This is a genomic window from Sporosarcina aquimarina, from assembly GCF_019748715.1.
Classification (GTDB): domain Bacteria; phylum Bacillota; class Bacilli; order Bacillales_A; family Planococcaceae; genus Sporosarcina; species Sporosarcina newyorkensis.
Genome location: NZ_JACLBZ010000009.1, coordinates 80,443 through 104,650, shown reverse-complemented (window position 1 = coordinate 104,650; position 24,208 = coordinate 80,443). Strand labels below are relative to the sequence as shown.

Genomic DNA, 24,208 nt, shown 5'->3' with positions numbered 1-24,208 from the left:
TTTTATTGTCTAACTAAGTGTAGCCTATCCACATATAAGTATATAGGCACGTAGGAAATTTTTCCTTGTGAATTCTGAGGAGGTAATTAGCGTGATCAATCCTAGCAGTCCAGTGCCGCTTCATATACAACTTAGAAAGAGTATAGAACAAAAGATAACGCAAGGTCTATTTGAGGAGAAAATACCAAGTGAACGTGAATTAATGGAAACATATAATGTGAGCAGAAGCACTGTTCGAGAAGCTATCTCACAATTAGTTATCGATGGAATACTAGAAAAAAAACATGGTAGGGGAACATTTATTTCAAAACATCCTGTTCATTATTGGCAGGGGAATTTTATTAGTACAACTGAAATGATTGAGCGTATGAACAAGATTCCTAGTACTAAACTAATTGAACATGGAATTGAAGTAGTTCCTGAGGAATTAAATAAGGCGATTGCTTTAGAGAATGCGTATCTGATTAAGCGTGTTCGTTATGCAAATGAGGTGCCACTTGCGATCGAAACACAGTATTATCCTGTTAATATAGGTCTACAATTGGCAAATCTAGATATTAGCCATGGAACACTATATGATTTAATGGAGAAAGAACTGTCTATTCGGCTTCATGAAGCTGATGAAAAGATTACCGCTCAAAAAATATCAATTGAAGATGCGGAATTACTTAATCTTCCTGAAGATTGTTATACTTTACACTTAGAGCGATTTGTATATGACGTGAATGGTGATTTGGTTGAATATTGTATAGCTGATTATAATCCTGAGTTATATTCACTTCATTTTAAGTCAGCAAGGGCTGGTAAATAAAAGAAGACTCCTCACTAAATGGGAGTCTTCTTTTTTATTTATAAGTTTGTTGCAACTTGTTTTGTGTTTTCATAAATTACTTCTCCGTTTATAATAGTCATTTCAACTGAAATGTCTTTAATTTCTAACGGATCAATTGCAGTAGGGTCTCGATCAAGTACAGCAAAGTCCGCTAATTTTCCAACCTCTACACTACCTAATTGGTCTTCTTCAAAGTTTAATCGTGCTCCATATATAGTCATTGATTTTATAGCTTCTAAGACATCTATCTTTTGGCCTTCTCCTAACACCTTACCTTCCCGTGTAATACGATTAGCCGCTGCCCAGATAGAAAATAAGGGGGAAATGGCAGTGATTGGACAGTCTGAATGTAATGTATAAAGCATATCTAAATCTGAGGCATCTTTTAAGGGGTTCATGCGTTCTGCTCTTTCAGGTCCTAAAAATATTCGTTTATGACGATCCCCCCAATAGTACACATGATTGATAAAGAAAGAGGCGGCGATATCATGTTTTTTCATTTCCTGTAAGTCCTCTACAGTAGCGGTTTGTACGTGTTCAATGCGATGTCGATGGTCTATTTTCGTATTGGAATTAAGGGCGTATTTGTACGCTTCAATAATCGAGCCAATTGCCTGATCACCATTCCCGTGCGTTGTAACACGAAAACCACGCTTATGGAAATCAAGGACATAAGAATTTAAAGTATCTTGATGAAAAATTAATTCACCGTATAACTCGTCATCACAATAGTAAGGTTTACGCAATGCGCCAGTCAACCCTTGAATAGAACCGTCTTGAAATAGCTTGGCACTATCTAACTTTGCTTTCCCATTCGAGTCTTTCAAGATTCTTTCTCGTAATTCTTCAGCGTGAAATTTTTCGAATGGGCCACCTTCCGATAATAAATCATACATAATCATTAGACGCATACGCAGTTGGTTTGCACCTTCTTTTAATGCGACCATATGCAAGTCATATTCGGGCCGGCCAAATACTAAACCTACGCCTGCATCTGAACTTGTCGTGATGCCTTGTGCCAAATAGTCTTCTGACGCGAGTCCCATTAATTTAATAACTTCTTCATCTGTAGGAATCGGAGCGTGCTTATAAACTATATCCATTGCTGAAGGTTCAAATAACACACCATTCAGGGAGTTATTTTCTTCTCTTCCAAAATGGCCGCCTTCAGGATTCTCAATTGACTCATCAACTCCCGCAAGCTTGAGTGCATAGGAGTTTGCGACTGCTAAATGATTCGAGATATGTTTTATAAATATTGGACGATTCGTACTTACTTTATCCAAATCATGACGAGTAGGATGTCTATTCTCTTTTAGCAAGGTATCATCGTACCCGTACCCGATAATCCAGCTGCCATCCGAATGTGTATTGTGATGTGTTCGAAGGTTGTTGAGAATATCCTCGATACTTTCATTTTTTGGTGAAGAACAGTCTACTTGGTTTTTATTAAGTGCATACATAAGTAAATGGTTATGAGTATCAATAAAACCAGGAATGAGCGTCTGGCCTTCTAAATCATGAACAATGAGTTTATCGTCTTTCTCAATCTCTTTTTTTATAAGATCGAACTCACTATTGGTCCATATTCCTGTGATTTTGCCTTTATAGGATGCTACAACATTCGCATGACTGTTTTCCTCGTCAATAGTTAAAACGTTTGCATTTTTAAATAGTCTGTCCACTTGTATCATGGCATTCATTCTCCTTACATGTATTTAAATTTTATGAATATCAAAATTAGCGAAGGGATCGTTACTAACGAAATTATAGTTGACATAACGGTAGCAAATGCTCCAAACACCTCATCTTTAGAGTACTTTGTAAATAAAATGGATGCTAGCGTTAGTGAAGGCATCATTGCCTGAATGAGCAGCACTTTATTGATCATCACATCCATCTGAATCGGTAAAATACTAATAATAAAAAGTGTAATTATCGGTAATACTACTAACTTTGAGAAAATAGGTGAAAAGATATTTACATTTGTTGTTTTTATTGCACTTTTATTTTCACTCTTAGACATAATTAATAATCCAATATAAAACATTGCTAGGGGAGATGCTAAAGCCGCCAACTGGTTAGATAAATCAATGAAAATTTCAGGAGGCCGATAATTTATAAATGTACATAATAAGCCTACGATTATTGCGACAATTGGAATATTGATGAGCGATTTTATGTTGACTATCGAGAAGGCGTAAGAGTTTTTTAATATCATGACACCTACTGTCCAAATTACGATATCCACACCTGCATCAAAAATAGCTGCATAAAGCGCTCCTTCAGGTCCAAGTATTGCAGCGCATAAAGGAATCCCGATAAAACCTGTATTCCCTAGACCGGATAAAAGAGCAATCTCTTGTCGAAGCCTACGGTTACCGGAAAATGAAGAAGCAAAAACCCATCCAATTCCAATTCCGATCGTATTAATAACAACGGAAAGGATTAAGACGATTCCGATATTTCTCAACATTGATTGGTCAATATTGACTTTAAAAATACTAGAAAGAATGATACAGGGCATAGCTACATTTACAATAAGTAGTGTATACGTTTTCTTAGTACTTTCGTTAATCGGTGTTACTCGGGCAAGTGCAATACCGATTACGATCATCATTCCAATTAGAGTTATTGAATTAAATACTGTGCTTAGTTGCATTTGAACCACATCCTAAATTCATCCAATTATCGTATGCTCATTTTATGTTCACCATTGGTGTTAGTAAGCGAACCTTACTTGCCGTCAACAAACTAACAATAATTGTTACAACAAAGTTGAAAACTAATGCAACTAAACCATTATTAATTGCAAATACACTTATGCCAGTGAATTGTAGGAACAATGCGACAGTGATTCCCGCAATAATACCTGCGCCCACTCCTTTGGCTGTTGCACTTTTGGAGAATAGAATAGCCAAAAGTCCGGGTAAGATTTGTCCGAAACCGAAATAGGCAGTATTGACAAGGTGGAGCATCAAACTTGGCATTCCAACAGTTAAAACCATCGAGATAAGTAGGTAACCAATTACTACAAATTGAGACCACTTTCTTTGTTTGTTTTCAGGGATACCTGGCATAAGGTTACGAGTAAAAATACCACCCACAACTAATGAAGTGATAGCAAGTACTAATAAGCCTGACAACGCGGCACCAGCAGCGACTATGCCGACAACCCAAGATGGTAATAATTCAATTGCCGTGGCAATAAACGCATGATTTGGATTATCGACGTTTGGAAGACCAACAAGTGCAAAGTAAGATGAAGCGATTAAGAATGGGTACATTAGCATATAAAGAGGCATAAATCTTTGTGCGCGCTTAATCGTTTTTTCTGATTTACTCGTGAATACGACCGTCACAATAAATGGTAAACAATAAAAAGCGACTGCTTGAAAAATGATTGTGGTTACGGAAAAGGTCAAATCACTAGTATTGGTAAATGATAATGATGTACCATGAGATTTAGCGGCTGAAAATAGATTATGAACGCCATCTAGGTTTCTAAATGCGGCTACACCTACAATAATAATCGCAGCAAACAATAATATATCTTTCAAGATTGAAATGATAGCAGGCGCCTTGACTCCAGATACAGATATATACAAGTAAGCAATCACGCCTGCTATAAATACAGCCAGACTAGGGGAAAGATTAAATTCCAAGGCATTTAATGCGACATTTAAGCCTTCAAATTGCAATTGTCCCCATGGTATGAGGAAGATTAAATATGAACAAGCGACGATCAATTCCAATGGTCTACTTTTAAAGTGACTTTTAAATAGATCTGGAGCTGTCATCGCATTGTATTTCTTACCTGCTCGCCAAATTAGAGGTGCTAAGAAATAACCAATTGGATAAGCTAATAAAATATAGCCAAGGAACCAAAGGCCGTAACCAACACCCTTTGCATAGATGCCGCCCGGAAAGCCAATAATCGTTCCTATGCTGTAAACTTCTCCAATTGCTAAGAAGAATAAGATGAAACCATTAAATGATCGTCCCCCGACCAAGTAATCTTCCATATTTCCTTTTTTCGCTTTACTCGAAGATCGAACTGCTAAGTATAAAGAGAAAATTAAAATACCACTAAATATTACAATTGCCATCTATAATCTCCGCCCTTCTCAATCTAATTCTACTTCTTTGCTGTCAAAGAAGTGCCATGATAGTGAAATGCAAATTGAAGTCAAAATAAACCATAAAAACATCCAGAAATATAAGATTGGAAACCCTAGAACGAATTGTTCAGAATTTCTAAATGCTAAGATACCCCCAATAACACCTACAAAAGGGATTACCAATCCAATTAGCACATTTAGCGCTGTCTTCAATTTCATCTTATCTCCTCCTTTTATTACAAAGTAAATTCAATTCATCATGATGTCCGTACCAGTTGTGTTTTTAGTAGTATAAGTTAAAAGAATAAAAGAGTCAATAACATTTCTGAAAATAAAAAATACATAGAATAAACTGATAAAAACTATTTTAGAATTGTTTTTTAAGGAAATTTTAGTGTAAGGAAAGCTGAAGTATGAATAGGAATACAGGCTATATACATGGTTAATTTTGAAACTGTATGCTGTTCTCCGTACACTTCAGTAATCGGTTTTCACATAATTCAACATTTGTTTAAAAAACTAAGAAGCGGGAGGAGAGTTTTTCAACTCTTCACTTCACCCAAATGATTTAATTTTTATCTAAATTACGGCCATCAAACTAATAAAGCCTACCATCACTAACAGGAACCGTATAATCCTGATAGATATCCTTAAAAAGCGTCTCATCAATCTATTTCCGCAGGAAACCACTAAAATATCCCGGAAAATTATGAATGTTTATTGTCTTCGTCGCCACCATACTGATCAGCATCGTACGGCGAGTCAAATCCTCAAACATACCTTCCTTGCCCTTATGAATATCGAATTTTAGTATTTGCTCGAGTATTTGAAAGGACTCACGCGCCTTTGAGACAACTTTAGTTAACTTCAATAAATCCTTCATCTTCACGAACAAGGATATGGATAACATTTCAACAGCAGGGGATACACCTTTGTAGAATCTTCAACATTTGGAGATTATAAAAAGAAGGTTCATTTCTCAAAAACGATCTAGAAATCATGTCTTCAATAGGCTTGTCCGCTTTTTTATCCCTGTCCAAATTCCCCTGGTTATTCACCGGCAAAATAACATAAATGTTTGCTCCGAAACTGCTCATCACTGGTCTGACGTAGTAGGTTCGCTCACCAGTGCGGAATTTTTTTTATTTTTAGCGATTTAATACACCTTAATAAGGGTTTTCCTCACACCCTCCCAATCAATTCTTTTATTAGAATAGCATTACATATTACATATTACATATTACCTAAGCCTTTAAAATTTGAAAACTATACCGATATAAGAATTTGGATTAGAATTGAGGGAGGCTAGATAATGCAGTCAATTGAGCAGTTAGTATTAAAAGATGTAATGAAGAAGAACCGAGTAATGGCGATCACGATGGGTATCTCGCTGTTTATTGCGGTTATGCAGGCTCTAGCGTTTAAAGACACTGGGACTGCGATTTTATACAGTCTCGATTTTTTAGGGGTTGTCGGTTTTTATTTCCTATTCAGCAAGTGGTTACATAAGGCGGAGTGGTATGCTTATGCGGTCATTTTCAATGTGTTTACGTTTGCACTAGTCGGGAGCGTTCTGTTCGACGGTGGCATGAAAGCAGTAATCATTAGCATTTTTCTTGCCATCTTTTCTGCTGTTCAGTTGAAGTTACAGCCGTTTATTTTCGGTTATGCTTATGGTTTAGTATTGCTTATCGTCAACCGTATGGTGAGTGCCGAGGAGATGGTAGGAGAATTATTCGCCTATACCTTGATTCTATACCTTCTGCTTGGATTCATGTTCATCGCCATCATGCGATTGACGACCGGGCAATTCAGACAAGTTGCGGCTTTTACGGAAGAGTTTGCTGAAGATGCAAAAAGGAAGGAAAACGAAAAAGCTATTTTGGAAAAGAATGTGACGGAAATTATCGAGAGCATTTCAGGCATGAATGTGCGCATTCAGCAAAATATGACGTCACAGAGCAATATGTCATCTGTTGTGGAAGAGATGGCGGACGGCAGCCAGTCGCAGGCTGATCAAATTTCAACCATTGCGCAAAATACGGTGTCCATGAAAGATGGCATCTCTTCTCTATTCGATTTAGCGAATGAGTTGAAAAGGGAATCGAGCGAAGCAAACGGAGTGGCGGTTGAAGGGAACAAGCAAATTGATATCCTTTCAGTGGATATGAGTATGTTGAAGGAGAATATTGCCGAGTTACATAAGACATATCTTTCGTTATCCAATAAGTTAAATGAAACAAATGAATTCGCCGCTCTCATCAAAGGAATCACGGAACAGACCAACTTGCTTGCGCTCAATGCGTCAATAGAAGCCGCGCGGGCCGGGGAAGCGGGCAAAGGGTTCGCGGTTGTCGCTGATGAAATCCGGAAATTGGCTGAAGTGACGAATAAGACGACGGAAAAAATCACAGCCAATTTGTCAGAACTGAACGACAGCAATCGCGATGCGTTTAAAAAGATGACGGAAAGCAGCGAGAAGATAGAACAAAATGCGCTGACGACGGAACAGGTTTCAAATCAGATTTCAAAGATTGCTTCGACACTGCAGCATTTGGATGATGAGCTGGTCCAATTCGCATCCTCTTCCACTGAAATGATTGAGCAATCAACGGAAATCGAAGACTCGACGAACAACTTTGCGGCAATTGTTGAAGAGAATTCAGCCAATTTACTAGAAATGAGCAAGATCATCGACAATTTGACTTCCGACAGCCGGTTAGTAGCAGAGGAAATGGATAGTACTGCTCAACAGGTTACTTCTTTGCATAAAGGGGAGTGAATGATGAGTGAAAGTTGCAGGCAAAAAAGATGTCAGGATAATATTATTGTCCTATAATAAAAGTAGTTCAAGAGTTATAGGCTGAAAGGGGTAAATAATGATGGAATACAAAAATATTACAGTGGCAGGCAGCGGCGTTTTGGGGAGCCAAATCGCTTATCAAACAGCGTTTCATGGCTTTAACGTTTCCGTTTACGACATTAATGACGAGGCTTTGAACGTGGCGAAAGAGCGCATCAACAAATTGAAAGATGTTTATAAAGCGGATTTGAATGCTACAGACGCGGTTGTAGATTCGGCATTTAAACGGATTTCATTCAATAGTGATCTTGCAAAGGCTGTTAAAAATGCAGATCTTGTGATCGAAGCGATTCCTGAAGTAGTCAGCATTAAGACGGATTTCTACGAGAAACTAGGACAAGTCGCACCTGAAAAAACAGTGTTCGCAACGAACTCATCGACTTTATTACCAAGCCAGTTTGCAGAAGCGACAGGACGCCCCGGGAAGTTTTTAGCGCTTCACTTTGCAAATGAAATTTGGAAAAACAACACAGCCGAAGTGATGAAACATCCGGGAACGGACGAATCAGTGTTCAACGAAGTGATTGAATTCGCAAAAGCGATCGGTATGGTAGCATTGCCATTGCATAAAGAGCAGCCAGGCTATATCCTTAACTCACTTTTAGTACCGTTTTTAGACGCTGCGCAGACATTGCTCGCAAGAGAAGTTGCAGATGTCGAGACGATTGATAAGACTTGGATGATCGGGACAGGCGCTCCTTTAGGCCCTTTTGCTATTTTGGATATCGTCGGCGTAACGACTGCCTACCACATTGTATCGGCAAAAGCGCAGGCAACCGGCAATCCAGAAGCCCAAAAAGTAGCCGATTTGATGAAAGAAAATTATATCGATAAAGGAAAATTGGGTAGGGAGACAGGTGAAGGATTCTATAAATATCCAAACCCTTCTTTTGCCCAACCTGATTTCTTAAAAGGATAAGATTATATGAAAGGGATGGCTTTTTAGCTGTCCTTTTTTTGTTGATTCATGTTCGAAATATCGCACTGGGCAAGAAAGAAGGGGCGTCCATCGAAATAGAAAAGTACATAAAATTTGGAGTAAATCTTATCGTCTATTACTTACAATAGGGCGAGGATCCTATGGAGGGTCCGAACCTCAAGTTCTGTTGCTACATGGATTTGACAGTACGGTATATGTGTGGTTTAAGCTTGCAAAGAGACCGTGTGGGACGGACATTTGCATCACTCAAAGGTCAGTACGAAGATGATGAACGCTGTCTAATGCAATTAGGTAAGCCTAGTGTGGGCAAAGGACAGCGTGCATATCTTTATTTTTGTCGACAATTTTTACAGACAGTTAAAGTTTGAGCAGATTCAGTTTTAATAGAATACAACAGCTTTATTCGTTTACGTCCACATAACGGGCAGTATCCACGCGAATTGGCCGGTAGCCTTTTTAAAGTTTTCCCCCGGTTTCTTTTCGCCATTGCTAATCACCTCTATAGTAAGGATTTATCTATCTCTGTAGTAGATGATGATAAGGAGAAAATGTTGACGATAGAAAGAGAAAATCGTCAACATTCTTATTGGATTCTGAATGTGATCGGGGTTTTTTGTCTCTAAACAAGAAAAACGTCTACAGAATAGCACTTCATTGTGCTTCGTAGACGTTTTTTATTTATTTTCTTGTCCAAGTCGATTGAACTGGGACGTTGGCATCCAACAACAGATTCATGATTGGACATCTTTTTTCGACAGCCTGTTTCAATAGTTCGATCCGTTCCTCAGTCTCTTCCGTTGTCAATACTACATCAAACTGGACAGATTGGAAGTGTGGAGAGACCCCTTCCACTCCTGCTAACCCTTGTAGATCTAGTTCACCTGAATTGGAAAATTCAGCAGCTTCGTATGAAAATTTCTGTTCCTTAGCAATGAGGGCGATCATGACAGATGTACAGCTGCTAAGACCGGCTAACACAAGTTCTACTGGATTCGGCCCTTCGTTCTTTCCTCCGAGGTGCTCAGGTTCGTCTACAATAAATGGTTCAAATGATCGGATGGCAATCTCAGTTTGTACTCCGCCTGTCCACTTCCCGCTTGTTTCCACTTGAATAAGTTGTTTTGTTGTCATTGAAATCACTCCTATAAAGTATAGTAAGTTAATTGGTTTTATAAACTATAAACTATATTTTTAGAAAAATCAAGTCGCTTTAAAATTTTGAGCTTTTCACTCAGTTGGAAATTGAACTGGGCTAAAATATTTCTTTACGGCGTCTGAACCCAGTTGGCCACGTCATTGATAGCTGCATCCAATAGTTAAGTAACTTTGTCCTATTCGACCTATATGCATCATACATTTGTAGGAATAACAGGAGGGGGAGCGGATGGGTTGGCGAAAATTAAAAGAAATTTTGATTTAGTGTGTTCATCGCTTGGAATAGTTTTAACATTTCTTTTGAGTATGGCAGCTGATAAACTACTTGATCCAATAAAAGGAAGACAGGATTATCATCTTACAGGAGAAAAGTTCAGTGGGTTCTTCAGGAAAATGGGAAATGAAATTTCGGAAATCTGTGGATTACCTGCCACTGCCCCAGTTGAAAATACGTACAATGTTTTTAGCAATCTAATGATACCGTTATTATTAGTATGTATCTCTTTAGCAATTGCTTGTTTTGCATTTGGTTATCTTCTGAAAACAATGATATATTCGGATGATGTGTGGATTAATAAGGTCTTAAGTGGTATGTTGGGGGTATTATATCTTGGCGTGATTATACTAACTGCCCGTATTGCATGGTTTCTTTTCGTGCTTAACTTAAAAGTGTTCATATAAAGTATAATAGTCGCTAAAATTCATAATTAAATCTGCAACAGGACCAAGACAGATAGGAGCAAGCCCAGTGAAAATCTACAGTCAACTAAAAGAAGCCCTTGACGGTCAAGAAGGCATTATTGTCACCCGACAGGAAATTCAACAAATCATGCTAGAGAAGTATGACCGGAATCCTGACAGTGTGATTCCAACAGATTATTGCTATAACCGGTGCAACAGAGGTATTTCATTTACAGAGCATATTTTTGAATACTTGACACGCAATACATACAAATATATCGGTGAATATGCTGCTTATACAGGATTGATCTATCGGAAGTCGCGTGGGGAAGTGGAAGAAGTTATTGGAGAGTGGAATAACGGTGTCAAGACAATGTACGGCAAGGAGGGCGTTGACTGCATTAGCACGGAGCAATTAATTCGACTGTATGAAGAGTATTTGAGAATACTTCACTATGAGCTGCGGGTTTTACAATGTCAGCCGACAGAACTCCGACATCTAATTGGGCGCATAGGTGAATTACTTTGTGCGATTACAACAGGTGGTCAACTTGCACGGGAGACAAACCAACATGGATTTGATGTGATGTATGAGAGCAGACGGATCAGTGTAAAGACGACAGCTCAAAAGAATGGATTTATTGTATTCAATCGAAAGACCTTCGATCAGTTGGATACGATTTTTATCGTGCATTATTATGAAGATGATTTCCATGTGATTTATCATGGAGATAAAGAACCAATCGAGCAGATTGCACGTGTGTACAAGGATACCTATGAAGTGGATTTAGATAAAGTGAAGAAGATTGGAATGCAGAAGGAAGTACAGTTGACGTAAAATATAAACTGTACTTCTTTTGGCTTTACATGCCGATTGTATTCGTTTTAGAGTAGTGTCAAGATTAGGTAGCGACCAGGCACCTTTTTATCCCAACAATTACTTCTTCTTAGGATTCCTCATGACAAACAAGCCCTCCCATGATAACCTATACATCAACCAATCAATCAAAATAAAGGATGATTTGTGATGGCTCCACTTATTATTTTCATAACAACTATTATTCTATCGCTCATTTTTATGATGGTAAGTGTCCGGAAATTCTATAAAAAAGAATTGAAACGCAAAGGAATTTACGACAATTTCTATTTTAAATATCAATCTGTGGAATGTCCGCACAGCAAACAAAAAAAGCTTTCTGAAACTACTTGGCTTGATCATTTTACAATGAAGCGGGAAATTGGCGGAAGTGTCCAAAGCGGGCTTGCGAAAGTCAACGTTACACGTACACAGCAGCGTCTGTTTTGTGAAGAATGCGGAGAAAAAAGGTGGTTCGGTCAGGTGAATTCGATGAGTGAGCTTTGGCCTTTAATATTCGTTTTCTTGAAATACATGCTGGTTACGCTATTGTCGCTCGTTGTTTTGGCAAATATTTTTGTGAAAGTTGGTGATTGGTGGTTTTAGTGTTCGAATAGCGCTTGTTTTCACTTCATAACTTAAATCTTATAGTCGATAAATGAACTACCCTTCGTTGCTAGACACTATCTAACAACGAGGGAGCGGTGATCGAATTCACGATTAGCCCTTTCTTTATCTAACCAGCTAAGCCTCCCTTTTATTCCTTGCAAAATGCTCCCTCTCCACCAGAAAAGAAACAAATAAACTCCCGATAATCGCCCACAAAGGCGCACTAATATTAAAGAAACTCACATCCGACATTCCGATAATCAAAGCAAAAAACGCACCCATTTGAAATTTATTTGCTGAAAAGGCTGTCTTAAGGGAAGTAATAAGAACTCCAAGCATCGCAAGGCCCGCAATCACACTGACAATTACACCAGGCATAGCAATTACCAGTGGCACGACTGCAGCTGCAAACAACCCGAAAATAGAAAATAACCCTCCACTGACAACCGCTGCCGCATACCGACTCTCTTTGGTGCCTACCTCTTCGGCAGAACAAATCGCTGTCATAGGACCTGCTATATTGATTGCATGTCCACCGAAAAAGGCGGCGATTAGACCAACGATTGAACCATTCATCGCCATCGCGTTATTCGGCGGTTTATAACCTTGTGCCATTAATACCCCTGATGCTTGAGCATTTTCAGTACAGATGATAAGCAATGCAAGTGGAACACCTATTGATAACACGGCATCAAGACTAAAAGTAGGTATGAAGAATTTTGGAAGTATGAATAAGCTTTGAGCATTTTGAAACTGAAATTCATTCATAAAGATGGCCAGTAAAACAGTAACCAGCAATGCAGATAGTACAGGTGGAAACTTTTTAAGAAAGCGTGTGGATAGTAAATAAACCAAAATAGCTGAGCCTGCGAGTATTGGCGAAACAGTTAATGATGTTATCATATCTGTTGCAAAGCGGATCATCACCCCAACAATCATTCCCATCACAATCGGAATGGGTATCCATCTCATCACTTTATCAATTAAACCCGATGCACCTAGAAGGATGATCAGAATATGGGCGACTAAGTAAGCGCCAATTGCTTCCCGCATTGTAAAATGGGTCAAAGCCCCGACAACCAATACCGCTCCGGCGATCGAATGGGCACCCACGATAGGTTGTCGATATTTTAATGAAAGAAAGATACCGAGCAATCCACTAAAGAAGTAAATAGCAAAGATCCAGCTAATGGTCTCCTCATACGTCAAGCCGCCACTTGACGCGCCCCCAATAATAATTAAAGCAGGGCCTGTACATCCGAAAATCGCTGCAACCAGGCCGGCGCTGAATGTGTTGACATTCATGTTTTTTCGCAAGTCTTTCAAATTATTGAGTAAAACAGTTGCTTTCATATTCACACCGCCCCCATCTATTAGAATCCTTACTAGTAATATACACCAAAATTCTAAGTATTGCGGATACTTAAATGGCGAGTCTCAATTGCTGTGATTGTTTCCGTGTGATACTAGTTGAGCGTCCAATTAAAACACGTACCTGTTAGCGCTAAAATTTTAATGTAAAACGAAAAGAACCATCTAGCCATATTACAACTAGATGGTTCTTTCACGTTCATTAGGAAAATCAAACAGTAAACCGTTCAATCGCCTCCTGTAATCGTTCGCTCAAATCAGTCAAAGTTTCTGCTGCATCTGTTACCGCTTGAATAGCACGCAGCTGTTCTTCAGACGAAGCGCTCACTTCTTCACATGCCGCAGCAGTTTCCTGGGAAGTGGCGGTCATTGTTTGGATGGTCCACATTACTTCGTCTTTATGAGTTGCAATCTGTTCGGTTTCTTTTGTGACGGTGTGGATGCTTTGTTGCATGTCGGTCATTAGTGCAGAGAGTTCTTGGAATGTCGCTTCAGTCTCTCCGACAACAATTCCTTGCTGGTTGAATGTGTCGACGGTTTTGCTTAATTGATTGGCAACCATTGTCGATTCTTCTTGCAGTTCATAGATTGTCATGCCGACGTTTTCTGTCGATTTGGCGGTTTGTTCGGCGAGCGTGCGTACTTCTTCCGCCACTACCGCGAATCCTTTTCCATGTTCTCCGGCCCGTGCTGCTTCAATGCTGGCATTTAAGGCTAATAAATTGGTTTGTTTGGAAATATTCATGATCGTTTCCATGACATTTCCGATTGCGTTTACTTTCTCGCCGAGTGTTTGCGTTTGCTGTGTCATTGTACGCAAAGTGGCGCCGGATGTTTCGAATGACTGTTTCAAAGCTGCCATCTGTTCCTGTCCGCTGGCATTTTTAATGCCTGTCTGTTCAGCAATCTGCAACATTGATGCTGCGTTATCGGTAATTTCGTTGATTTGCTGTCCGAGCAATTCAGTGCGTTCTGTGACCATTTCAGCATCTTCAGCAGATTTAGATGCTCCTTCCGCAATCTCATAAATGGCATGTGCGACTTCTGTGCTTGCCGCGCTTGTCTCTTCTGCAACGGCGCTCAAGCTTTCCGAATTGGATCGGACATCATCGGCTGAAGTGCGAACTACACGAATGATGTCGTTCATTTGATCGAGCATATGATTGAAGTCTTTGCCTAGGCTACTGATTTCATCGGTTGCTGTCATTTCAGAACGGACGGTTAAATCGCCGGAAGATACGGAGTCCATGACGGATTTGATCTTTCCGATCGGTCTAGTTGTTCGGCTGACCGTTACAAAAAGTGCAGCAAATATGACGAACAGTGTTAGCAGGGCGAAGAGCAGCGTGGAATTTCGTAAATTGTTCGCCAAGCTGTTCAGTTCGCGTTCTTCATAGACTGCTCCTACCTTCCAGTTGACGTCAGGGAGCGTCGTGAAAATGATTCGTTTTGCCACTCCGTCTTCATCTTTATAGGTGACAATTCCATTTTCCGATTCGTACAATTTGCCGACATATGAAAGTTGGCTCAAGTCGTTACCGGTTTCGGAAGGATATGAAATTGCTGTGCCTTTTCCGTCGAGCAAGATAGGAAACCCGTTATAGCCGATTTCCCGATTGGTGATTTCATCGGTCAACGTTCCTAATTGAATATCGAGACCTACGACACCTACTACTTTGCCGTTATCCCGAATCGCTTTTGAAACGGAGATGACAAGCTCGCCGGTTTGGTCGTCTTCATAGGGCTCAATCCACTGGATAGCGTCGGGATTCTCTATCGCGAGGCTGAACCAAGGACGAGTTTCAGGCTCATAGTCGGACAGGTCAGCATAAGGCATGATGAATGAATCGCGTGTTGTGGATGAGTAGTATGCAGCCGATGTTTCCGGATAAATGGACAGGAACTCATCTAGTTTGTCTTCCATTTCCTTTCCGGCTTTTTGAGAATCTTCCGCTCGTTTGAAAAGCGCAATGGAGTCGGAAGTCGCCAGTAAATTGAGGCCGGTTTCATATTTCTGCAAGAATTGATTCACCCCAAAACCCATTTCATTCACAATCGCGTCACTTGAATCCAGTGCGTCCGCAATGGAATGTTTTTTCGCTTGATTGGTCGTGAAATAAGTCATCAGCGAAATTCCGAGAATAAATAGAATCATAACAGTGAAAAGTAATTTAGTTTTAATTGATCGAAACAAGAGAGAATCAGTCCTTTCTAGGTTGCTGTCGCGTTTATAGTCCTCATTACATTATCGTCAATCTGTGCAAGTTATTTAGCTTAGTTTTAAGACGATATGCAAATCAAACACTATTCAGATAGGTGTATAGGGGGTTCAATCGCTCGCTAATTCCAACAATCGCTGTTTCAGTTTCCGAAGAAGCCGTTCCCGGCGTTTTTTCACACCTGCGATTGAAATCCCGAAAAACTCAGCGCACTCTGTTTGTGATGTTTTTTCTACGAACAGCATGTTAAGCAACTGTCGCTCTTCCATCGTCAATGCTTTAACAACAGTACTCAAACCGGCATGTATCTCTTCCGCGTGTGTAGAGAAGGGAACCGTGCCCCCTAGCAATTCTATCGTTTCTGTTTCTACCGACGTATTTACCGCGCTAAAGCGATTTTCCCGTTTTATTTCATCGAGCAAAGCTCCGTAAATTGATCGATAGGCAAATGGAGTGAAGTTTCCTTTGCTTTCATCAAACCGTTCCCACGCTTGCCATAATGCCACACGTCCAGCTTGGCGGTACTGTTCAAAATCACGATAGATATTCAACTTACGAATGACTGCCGAAATCATCGGCTCGTATTGCGCCAATACTTCATCAAATGAATTCATGAAAGCGACCTCTTCAGGTCGTGCACGACACCTTGTATTCCCTGGGTGCATTCATCATAGGAAGTTTGGGTTTGAAAATCGAATCCCTATTTTTCAGCTTTGTCTAAGGCAGAACTTTGAAATACTGTAGAAAGATTTCAAAGGTTGCTCACAGAAACAAAAATAGTTGGGTAATTACAGAAAAAGAGGAAAAAATGATAATGTTCTCACTCTATTAACAATAAAATCAGAAAAATGGGAAAATTAGATAGACGAAAAGATTACTGTAGTATACAATAGGTGAAAAGACAGGGAGAGGATAGATCTAATTTATGTAGACGGAATTGGCGGAAGAATAAAGATTCGTTGATAGTATGTCTTTTTTGGGGGGCATAATAGGATGAAAAGGGAGATGGTGGGAATGGAAAGTAACAAAGAAACTGTGATTACACCGAGGACAAGTGTGATTTTTCCACACTACGACTCTGCAGGGAAGTTATGTGCCAAAGTGCTGATAGACGGTCAATTTGTTTCTGTAGATATGAGCCCGACAAATATGGTGGACCTAAGCTTACGCTATTTTGGCTCCAGTTTACGGGGAGCTTTCGATGGATCCAAGTCAATATTAGGAGAGAAAATCAGCATGCCGCCGGTCGTGGTCAATGAACGGTTGAAACTGTATTGGTTTCCGACCAAGTCACCTTCCAGCGATGACTGTATTTGGCTATCCCTCGGTCATATTTACAAATATGTGAAAGTGGATAAAGGGCATACAAAAGTGATTTTGACCGACGGATCTTCCGTCACGATTCCTCTTAGTCTCCATTCATTCGAAAGAAGATATCAGCGTGCAGGTATGCTGAAACTCATAATAGAGGGAAGGATACGTCAGCATGCATATTACGAACAAGCAAACGGTGTGACATACTCGATTTCAAAAGATGCCAAAAAACGAAACTTTGATGTCTCGGAAAGTTAAAGAAACCGACATAAGGAATAGCGTTCCCCATAATTGGCGGAACGCCCTTTGCAATTTTGGAAACATTCACTTGGGGACTTTACGAAAAAAGAGTGTGTGGAATAATTTAATGTACTCGCTTTAATAACGCTTCGTGTTCAATGGAACGGCTGGAGAGGATATCGATGATGGCGTGCTGGTTGTCTTGTCTGTCTGTCAATTGTTTGACGCGTTCATTCGTTTCCAGGACAGCCTGCTTGATCTGGGCTTGTTCGTCTTTGAGGAATTGAATATCTTGCTTCATTCCAGATAACTCTTGTTTGATGCCTGAAACATCTTGCTTCATTCCAGATAACTCTTGTTTGATGCCTGAAACATCTTGCTTAATACCAGATAACTCTTGTTTGAAGCCTGAAACATCTTGCTTAATACCAGATATCTCTTGTTTAAAGTCTGAAATATCTTGCTTCATTGCAGATATCTCTTGTTTGAAACCAGAGATTTCTTGCTTCATTCCAGACATCTCTTTTTTAATACCACTGATTTCAGAAAGGATTTCTCGTAGTAATACTTCGCTCATTTTGCTCACCTCCTATTATAGTGCATTTATTATAACATGGAAGTTTGTCGAAAGGTATCCTCCTTCTGAACGTTAGGAAGATGAAAAATAGATGTTTGCAAATCGGGTTAAGTTACTCTAGAAAAGGGTAACAAGTTAGATAGTGTCTTTTTTTCACTGTGAAGCAGCAGTATATTAAAAGGAGAGTGCAAGGGATGAAGCCGTTGATTGGGATTACTTCAGATTTGGATCAAAATGGAGAGACGTTGGTACAGTCAAATTACAGCCGGGCAATTTTGCGTGCAGGTGGTTTGCCCGTCGTCTTGCCGGCAGGATTGGAAGATATAGATGAAATTTGCGGTCGTTTGGATGGTTTGCTTTTGACGGGCGGGGAGGACGTCAATCCGCTCGTCTACGGAGAAGAGCCACACCAGGAGGTTGGCAAATTGTCGCCGGAACGTGATGAGATGGAACTTGCGCTGGCTAAATGTATGACAGAAAAGGATAAGCCGGTACTCGGGATTTGCCGCGGCCATCAAGTTTTGAATGTGTCGTTTGGAGGAACGCTTCATCAGCATATTTATTCTGAGTTGTCTGCTGAATTGGTTCAGCATAAGCAGCAGGCAGATCGTGAGTTTGCGACACATTCCATTGATATCATTGACGATAGTAAATTGGCAGGATTTGCAGGGACTTCAGAGATCCAAGTGAATTCGTTGCATCATCAGGCGGTGAATGAGGTTGAAGCGCCTTTAGTGGTAACGGCTGTGGCAAAAGATGGCGTGATCGAGGCACTTGAAAGTACAGAACATCGTTTTGTCATGAGCGTGCAATGGCATCCTGAAGCGCTCATGAATCGTGATGATCCGACGTCGCTAAACTTATTCAAGCATTTTATCGAAGCATCGAGTCAAGCATAAGAGGGAAAACCAAAAGGACTTGTCGATGGACAAGCCCTTTTTGCATTCGGTTAAACTTTAAATTGTTCTATGACTTCAGTCAGTTTCTCGCTCAGTTCAGTCAGTGTTTCGGCCGCATCCGTGACAGATTGGATGGCGCGTAGCTGTTCCTGTGATGAAGCACTTACTTCTTCACAAGCCGCTGCTGTTTCTTCAGATGTAGCGGACATCGTCTGGATCGTCAATGTCACTTCGTCTTTATGAGCGGCTATTAAATCAATTTCCTCTGTCACGGTGTCAATGGAATCGTGCATGTCATCCATCAGAGAGGAGAGTTCCTTGAAGGTTTCCTCAGTGCCTTGTACGACCAATCCTTGCTCGCGGAACGTGTCGATTGTTTCTTTCATTTGTTCCGAGACGATTCTTGAGTCTTCCTGTAGTTCTTCAATGGTCACTTTAACGTCATCCGTTGCACGAGCGGATTGTTCAGCAAGCTTTCGTACTTCTTCGGCTACCACAGCAAATCCTTTGCCGTGTTCTCCCGCTCTTGCCGCTTCAATACTGGCGTTCAATGCCAATAAATTAGTCTGCGCGGAAATGTTCATGATTGTTTCCATGACACTTCCGATTGCTTGTACTTTTCCAGATAATGAAGAAATATCTTTAGTCATTGTTTCCAAAGTCGTCCCGGTTGTTGCGAATGAACGATTCAGTGCATTCATCTGCTCCTGGCCATTGGCGTTCTGGATACCTGTTTTTCTCGCGATGTCCTTCATTGTATCTGCCTTTACGATAATTTCATTGATTTCATGGCTGAGCAAATCGGTGCGTTCCGTTACGATTTCTGCATCTTCCGCTGATTTGGCTGCACCTTCTGCAATTTCATTGACTGCTTGGGCGACTTCCGTGCTTGCGGCATTGGTTTCTTCGGACACAGCACTCAGGCTTTCCGAATTGACGCGGACATTTTCTGCGGAGGTGCGGACGACTGAAATAATATCGTTCATATTCTCTACCATTTGATTGAAGTCTTGACCGAGTTCGCCGATTTCATCATTTGTTTTGATATCGGAACGGACAGTCAAGTCACCTGTAGAAACTGTCGCCATCGTTTCTTTAATTATTTCGATAGGTTTGAGCATACGGCCGATTGCGATGAACAGGCCGGTAAATGTGATTGCCAGCGTAATGAGTGCGATGATCAACATGGAGTTTCGGAGAGAGTGAGCTAGACTATTGAGTGCATTTTCTTCGTAGACCGTCCCTACTTTCCAATTGAAATCAGGCAATGTTGTATAAATATTGCGTTGCGCTTTTCCATCTTCATCTGTAAATGTGACTACACCACTTTCGTGATCAAACATTTCATTGAAGTAAGACAAGGTACTTAAATCTTCCCCAATTTTTGACGGATGAATGATGGCTAGTCCTTGTTGATCCAGTAAAACTGGATAGCCGCCATAACCGATGTCTTTGCTGGAAATTTCGTCGGTCAGCGCCGCCAAGTCAATATCTAAGCCGATAACTCCAGCCACTTTTCCATTCTTGGTAATTGCTCTTGAAACAGTAATGACGAAATTGCCTGTTGCATGATCGAGATAAGGGGCAGACCATTGGGCTTCTTCTGGGTTTTCGGTTGCTAGTTTGTACCATGATCTCTCGGAGGCAACGAAATCTGTTAAATCAGCATTTGGTTTTATGATTGTGGAATTTGAGGCCAATGAATAAAAAATAGACGATGTATCAGGATAGACTGCTAAAAAGTCTTCCAACGCCGATTCAAGATCAACTTCAGTCGTCCCGCCAGTTTTCCCTGTGAAAGAAGTGATGGCGTCCGTAGCCGCAAGTAAATTCAAACCATTTTCAAAGTTGTCCAAAAAGCTATATATACCAAAGCTTATTTCGTTTGCAATCGTGTTGCTGGATTCTACTGCATTCGCGATAGATTGTTTCTTTGCCTGATCATTCGTCATGAATGTCATCAAGAAAATACCGACAATGAAGAGGGCCATGACCATTAGAATGATTTTAATTTTAATAGATCTAAACAAGTAGTGTTCCTTCCTTCCTGCTCTTTAAATAGAACACTAGTATTATCGGTTGAAATATGAGTGTCTTAATTTGTCGAATGAATAAAATATAAAAAACCCGTCGTAAAAATCGACGGGCTGACAAACCATTACTCCTTCTCCATTTTATAGGCAAGCAGCGCCAACGATAATGAGAAGGATAAATAATACGACAATCAATGCAAATCCACGACCTGCGCCATATCCGCCGCAGCCGGCTCCGCCAACATTACCACCGCCGCCATAGCCACCGCCACCGCCGCATCCATATCCACCGAATCCGAACATTTTATTCACCACCTTTTCCGTTTCATTTAGAAATTATTAACAGCCGTATCCCATAAACCCTGCGCCGACAATGATCAATAAGATAAATAACACAACGATCATTGCGAAACCGAAACCACCGTTGTAACCTGCTCCTCCAACTGACTCACCCATAGTTACTTCACCTCCAAATGTGGAACTATCCTTATCGTATGCAGAAATTTTCAGAGTGTCTTGGCTTCTCAAAAGAATTTAGGATGTTTATTTTGGAACCCATCATGTACGGATGGATCAGACGTATGCCTTTTAATGGCATACGCTGTGTATAGGAGTGACTGAGGGGGTGAAAAGATGTCGAGTTGTGGATTTTACGAAATGTGTCAGCGATATCATGGCAGAGCAGTTACGGTTCAGACGAAGGATGGCGGTGTTTATCGTGGCTATATTCGAGAAGTAGATCGACGGCAAGTTGTAATCGAGCCGATCGGTAGACCTCGTGGATTGGGCGGCTTTGGTTATGGCGGTTTTGGTATAAGAGGATATGGCTATGGCGGATATCAACGAATTGCGTTAGGTGCGATTGCGGGCATTGCTTTATTGTCCTTGTTTTTCTGGTAAGAAGTAAGGGAGGAAGCTGTCGTGGGTTACGACAGCTTCTTTACCATTTGTTCTGCCGAAACACCAAGTAAACCAGCCGTTGTAAGCCCTGAAGATTTCATATACCTCCCTACTAAAAAATAACCGACTGCGTAACCTGCCATGCGTGGATTGCCAGCCGTACCATTCACTAGATGCTCATGCGCCCATGACGATTTTGGCAGCTGACGGTTCGGAAAAAACAATGTCTCCCAAAATTCTTCCAACTGACTGGCCGTATACCAATTTGTCCAGCCTGCTACCAATTGACTCCCGAGTCGTTCACGGACCGCATGCTCTGCAAGACCTTCCAATACGATGGCATCTAGTAGCGTATAATCGGATTCGTTCTGAAAAAACCTTGAAAGTCGACAAACATGATGATATTCATGCGTAACGACAGCTTTGATCTCAGACTCGCTACAATCAGGAGGAAGAAAGATGAATAATTTATCATTGAATGCTAAACCGGATTTTGTGGAATGAGCTGGGAGAATGAAAGTAGGGATTTGAGGACCTTGCCATTCCTTACGGAGCAGTTTGATTTCTTTTTGGACAATATCCCAAGCTTGTAATCGCTGAAGTTCTGAAACGACTTGTTTAGCTGGTTTGGTAGGATAGCTGTAGAGACCATGAAACGTCAGATGGTCATAGATTTGGCCTGCGGTAGCACCTTTAAAATAGCTTGTCAACTTTCGACAGAGTTCGATAGGGCGCTCATAACACTCCAGTAGCCATTGGTTTGTATCAGGGTTTGACATTGAACCCTCCTTTCTCTATTTTACCTAATCTTATGTAGTAGGTTAAGAAGTTATCAAACGTTAAAGGAAAACTTCATATAGATCCTAAGACCCTTCGGAGAATGGAAATGAGCACTATAAAGTATAAGATAGGCCATCGGAATTATATGAATGGCCATTCATTCATGCTACCTTAATATTACTATGTTGCCAATTATACTGGTATAGTGAAAGGGGATGTATGATGGATATTGAACAGGTAAAGCGAGAGGACTGGATACAGAAGAACAAAATTATGGGGTTAGGTTTTGGGATTGCAGCGGGGCTGGGGCTGATCGCACAGTTTATTCAGCAATCGGCTATGGAGATTATTTTATCGGTGGCCATACCATTTGCGATAGCAGCTATGCTGTATTTTTATTTTTTGTTCACTAAGCATGAACTGATCACGAAATATTTGCCTTACTTTTTGATACTGATGAATTTTGCGATTGCGGTTGGAGTCATTTATTTTTCCGAAGCGAATTTAGGGTCAATTGGTATTATCATTTTGCTGCTTGTGCTGGGGGGCATTCACGGTAAGATGGGTATTATGGCATTTGGATATGTGTTGAGTTTGATTGCATTGCTGTTGAATAATGCGCGTTTTGTTGAGCCAGAATTGGTGGCGGCGAGCGGAAGTAACCTCGTATTGCTTCATTTCTTAGGTGGAGTGATATTGCTCTTGGTCGTGCGCCAAAACGCACGCAATTTTAAGCAAGTCGAAGAATATGCCGAATTGACAGCGGAAAAGATGCGCAAAGAAGAGCAGTTGGCACAAAAACTAGATCAAGCGGTTGAAAAAATCACCAGCAATCTGGGCCAGCTTCAAGTTAGCTCCGAGACTTCCGTATCATCTCAGCGCGAAATGTTGGTTGCGATTAATGAAGTGAGCGCCTCCAGCCAAAATCAAGCCGATCATATAATGGAAATTGCTGAGAGTACAGAGAATACACATAGTTCTGTGACGCGCATTTCGGGACAGATGGGTGAATTAGCGATACAGACAGACGAAGCAGGCCTGAAAGCAGAAGAAGGAACGCATCAAATTAGTGAACTAAAACAACAGATTGACCGTTTTTCCGAATTCTTTGAGGAACTGGATGAAACATTTAAGGTGCTTTCTGACAAAATCAAGGAAACGAATACATTTGCAGGCACGATCAAGGAAATTACGGAACAGACCAATTTGCTTGCCTTGAACGCCAGTATTGAAGCAGCGCGAGCGGGCGAGAAAGGAAAAGGCTTTGCAGTCGTTGCGGACGAGATTCGAAAGCTCGCTGGGTTGACCGACGGAACGTTGAAGAAAATTGATCTGAATTTATCCGAAGTAAATACATTCAATGAATTATCAGTAGGCAAGCTGCAGGACGGCTTGAGACAAGTCGCCGAACAAGTGAAAGTTGCAGATCGCTCCAATGCATCATTCACTGAACTGTTCGGCACGATGACGACATTGCAAAACGCCTTACATGCATTCATGGATGACTTCGAAGACATCGCAAAGAGCAGTGAAACAGTCTCTGAACGTACAGTGGAATTTGCGTCGATCATCCAAGAAAGTACGGCGGCGATCGAAGAAATGAACGCCACGCTGACAGAGCTGACGAACGAGCAGGAACAAATAGCAAAGTATATTCAGGAAACGCATGAAGAAGCTGTACAGCTTAGGATATGAATTTCGATACTACAAAGATCCGCCACTCCTACAATGAGAGAATGGCGGATCTTTTAAATTCAGACGGTGGGAAGAATTTCATTTGTTTGGCTCAACATCTTTAGTTTAAAACCGATACTAGTA

Annotated in this window: 23 protein-coding genes and 1 pseudogene; 10 read left to right on the top strand and 14 right to left on the bottom strand. The window is 40.7% G+C overall.

Features of this window, described 5'->3' with window-relative positions:
* Nucleotides 1-91 precede the first annotated feature (91 nt).
* Entirely contained in the window at nucleotides 92-811 is a 720-nt protein-coding gene (locus H7J92_RS17930; RefSeq protein ID WP_245799469.1) for a GntR family transcriptional regulator, read from the top strand.
* Between the two features lie 38 nt (nucleotides 812-849).
* On the opposite strand, the gene H7J92_RS05055 is transcribed toward H7J92_RS17930, so the two are convergent.
* The 5 genes from H7J92_RS05055 to H7J92_RS05035 all read right to left on the bottom strand — a co-directional run bounded on the left by H7J92_RS05055 (nucleotide 850) and on the right by H7J92_RS05035 (nucleotide 5,824).
* Nucleotides 850-2,526, bottom strand: a complete 1,677-nt coding sequence (locus H7J92_RS05055; protein WP_078817289.1) for an amidohydrolase — start codon at nucleotides 2,524-2,526, stop codon at nucleotides 850-852.
* Nucleotides 2,527-2,540: 14 nt separating this feature from the next.
* On the bottom strand, nucleotides 2,541-3,494 hold the full coding sequence (locus tag H7J92_RS05050) for an AEC family transporter (protein WP_221835690.1): 954 nt from the start codon (nucleotides 3,492-3,494) through the stop codon (nucleotides 2,541-2,543).
* 37 nt (nucleotides 3,495-3,531) lie between these two features.
* On the bottom strand, nucleotides 3,532-4,941 hold the full coding sequence (locus tag H7J92_RS05045) for a sodium:solute symporter family protein (protein ID WP_221835688.1): 1,410 nt from the start codon (nucleotides 4,939-4,941) through the stop codon (nucleotides 3,532-3,534).
* An 18-nt stretch (nucleotides 4,942-4,959) separates the two neighbouring features.
* Complete coding sequence (locus H7J92_RS05040) at nucleotides 4,960-5,172, bottom strand: DUF3311 domain-containing protein (protein WP_078817292.1); 213 nt, start codon at nucleotides 5,170-5,172, stop codon at nucleotides 4,960-4,962.
* A 451-nt stretch (nucleotides 5,173-5,623) separates the two neighbouring features.
* The gene (locus tag H7J92_RS05035) at nucleotides 5,624-5,824 is read right to left on the bottom strand and encodes a hypothetical protein (RefSeq protein WP_221835686.1); all 201 of its coding nucleotides are present in this window, start codon (nucleotides 5,822-5,824) and stop codon (nucleotides 5,624-5,626) included.
* Nucleotides 5,825-6,265: 441 nt separating this feature from the next.
* Here H7J92_RS05035 and H7J92_RS05030 point away from each other — a divergent pair, with 441 nt between their 5' ends.
* Complete coding sequence (locus H7J92_RS05030) at nucleotides 6,266-7,735, top strand: methyl-accepting chemotaxis protein (protein ID WP_221835684.1); 1,470 nt, start codon at nucleotides 6,266-6,268, stop codon at nucleotides 7,733-7,735.
* A gap of 100 nt (nucleotides 7,736-7,835) precedes the next feature.
* The gene (locus tag H7J92_RS05025; protein WP_221835682.1) at nucleotides 7,836-8,735 is read left to right on the top strand and encodes a 3-hydroxyacyl-CoA dehydrogenase; all 900 of its coding nucleotides are present in this window, start codon (nucleotides 7,836-7,838) and stop codon (nucleotides 8,733-8,735) included.
* Nucleotides 8,736-9,434: 699 nt separating this feature from the next.
* Here the strand turns inward: H7J92_RS05025 and H7J92_RS05020 are convergent.
* On the bottom strand, nucleotides 9,435-9,887 hold the full coding sequence (locus H7J92_RS05020; RefSeq protein WP_221835680.1) for an OsmC family protein: 453 nt from the start codon (nucleotides 9,885-9,887) through the stop codon (nucleotides 9,435-9,437).
* Nucleotides 9,888-10,145: 258 nt separating this feature from the next.
* Here H7J92_RS05020 and H7J92_RS05015 point away from each other — a divergent pair, with 258 nt between their 5' ends.
* The 3 genes from H7J92_RS05015 (at nucleotide 10,146) to H7J92_RS05005 (ending at nucleotide 12,054) form a co-directional block, all read left to right on the top strand.
* Nucleotides 10,146-10,592, top strand: coding sequence for a hypothetical protein (locus tag H7J92_RS05015; protein ID WP_221835678.1), 447 nt, complete (start codon nucleotides 10,146-10,148; stop codon nucleotides 10,590-10,592).
* Between the two features lie 67 nt (nucleotides 10,593-10,659).
* Nucleotides 10,660-11,430: a DUF7225 domain-containing protein gene (locus tag H7J92_RS05010; protein WP_221835677.1), complete on the top strand. Its 771-nt coding sequence runs from the start codon at nucleotides 10,660-10,662 to the stop codon at nucleotides 11,428-11,430.
* Between the two features lie 189 nt (nucleotides 11,431-11,619).
* Nucleotides 11,620-12,054, top strand: a complete 435-nt coding sequence (locus H7J92_RS05005; protein WP_221835675.1) for a hypothetical protein — start codon at nucleotides 11,620-11,622, stop codon at nucleotides 12,052-12,054.
* Between the two features lie 138 nt (nucleotides 12,055-12,192).
* On the opposite strand, the gene H7J92_RS05000 is transcribed toward H7J92_RS05005, so the two are convergent.
* The 3 genes from H7J92_RS05000 to H7J92_RS04990 all read right to left on the bottom strand — a co-directional run bounded on the left by H7J92_RS05000 (nucleotide 12,193) and on the right by H7J92_RS04990 (nucleotide 16,261).
* The gene (locus H7J92_RS05000) at nucleotides 12,193-13,410 is read right to left on the bottom strand and encodes a benzoate/H(+) symporter BenE family transporter (RefSeq protein ID WP_078817300.1); all 1,218 of its coding nucleotides are present in this window, start codon (nucleotides 13,408-13,410) and stop codon (nucleotides 12,193-12,195) included.
* A gap of 229 nt (nucleotides 13,411-13,639) precedes the next feature.
* Entirely contained in the window at nucleotides 13,640-15,622 is a 1,983-nt protein-coding gene (locus tag H7J92_RS04995) for a methyl-accepting chemotaxis protein (protein ID WP_221835673.1), read from the bottom strand.
* A gap of 135 nt (nucleotides 15,623-15,757) precedes the next feature.
* Nucleotides 15,758-16,261: a sigma-70 family RNA polymerase sigma factor gene (locus H7J92_RS04990; protein WP_221835664.1), complete on the bottom strand. Its 504-nt coding sequence runs from the start codon at nucleotides 16,259-16,261 to the stop codon at nucleotides 15,758-15,760.
* A gap of 379 nt (nucleotides 16,262-16,640) precedes the next feature.
* On the opposite strand from H7J92_RS04990, the gene H7J92_RS04985 reads away from it, so the two are divergent.
* A complete protein-coding gene (locus tag H7J92_RS04985; RefSeq protein WP_078817303.1) occupies nucleotides 16,641-17,219 on the top strand; it encodes a competence protein ComK in 579 nt (192 codons plus the stop codon).
* A gap of 106 nt (nucleotides 17,220-17,325) precedes the next feature.
* On the opposite strand, the gene H7J92_RS04980 is transcribed toward H7J92_RS04985, so the two are convergent.
* Entirely contained in the window at nucleotides 17,326-17,778 is a 453-nt protein-coding gene (locus H7J92_RS04980) for a coiled-coil domain-containing protein (RefSeq protein WP_221835662.1), read from the bottom strand.
* Nucleotides 17,779-17,972: 194 nt separating this feature from the next.
* Between H7J92_RS04980 and H7J92_RS04975 the strand changes: the two genes are divergently transcribed.
* Nucleotides 17,973-18,677 (top strand): gamma-glutamyl-gamma-aminobutyrate hydrolase family protein, encoded by a 705-nt coding sequence (locus H7J92_RS04975; protein WP_078817305.1) that lies wholly within the window; start codon nucleotides 17,973-17,975, stop codon nucleotides 18,675-18,677.
* Between the two features lie 50 nt (nucleotides 18,678-18,727).
* Here the strand turns inward: H7J92_RS04975 and H7J92_RS04970 are convergent, their stop codons facing one another.
* The 3 genes and pseudogenes from H7J92_RS04970 to H7J92_RS04960 form a co-directional block, all read right to left on the bottom strand.
* Nucleotides 18,728-20,707 (bottom strand): methyl-accepting chemotaxis protein, encoded by a 1,980-nt coding sequence (locus H7J92_RS04970; protein WP_221835660.1) that lies wholly within the window; start codon nucleotides 20,705-20,707, stop codon nucleotides 18,728-18,730.
* A 144-nt stretch (nucleotides 20,708-20,851) separates the two neighbouring features.
* Nucleotides 20,852-20,935 (bottom strand): annotated as a pseudogene (locus H7J92_RS18030) (YjcZ family sporulation protein); the annotation flags it as partial.
* Nucleotides 20,936-21,049: 114 nt separating this feature from the next.
* A complete protein-coding gene (locus H7J92_RS04960; protein WP_078817308.1) occupies nucleotides 21,050-21,166 on the bottom strand; it encodes a YjcZ family sporulation protein in 117 nt (38 codons plus the stop codon).
* 177 nt (nucleotides 21,167-21,343) lie between these two features.
* Here H7J92_RS04960 and H7J92_RS04955 point away from each other — a divergent pair, with 177 nt between their 5' ends.
* Nucleotides 21,344-21,610 (top strand): hypothetical protein, encoded by a 267-nt coding sequence (locus H7J92_RS04955; protein ID WP_221835656.1) that lies wholly within the window; start codon nucleotides 21,344-21,346, stop codon nucleotides 21,608-21,610.
* A 26-nt stretch (nucleotides 21,611-21,636) separates the two neighbouring features.
* On the opposite strand, the gene H7J92_RS04950 is transcribed toward H7J92_RS04955, so the two are convergent.
* On the bottom strand, nucleotides 21,637-22,389 hold the full coding sequence (locus tag H7J92_RS04950; RefSeq protein WP_078817310.1) for a DUF2268 domain-containing putative Zn-dependent protease: 753 nt from the start codon (nucleotides 22,387-22,389) through the stop codon (nucleotides 21,637-21,639).
* Between the two features lie 223 nt (nucleotides 22,390-22,612).
* Here H7J92_RS04950 and H7J92_RS04945 point away from each other — a divergent pair, with 223 nt between their 5' ends.
* Entirely contained in the window at nucleotides 22,613-24,085 is a 1,473-nt protein-coding gene (locus tag H7J92_RS04945) for a methyl-accepting chemotaxis protein (RefSeq protein ID WP_221835654.1), read from the top strand.
* The last annotated feature ends 123 nt before the right edge of the window (nucleotides 24,086-24,208 follow it).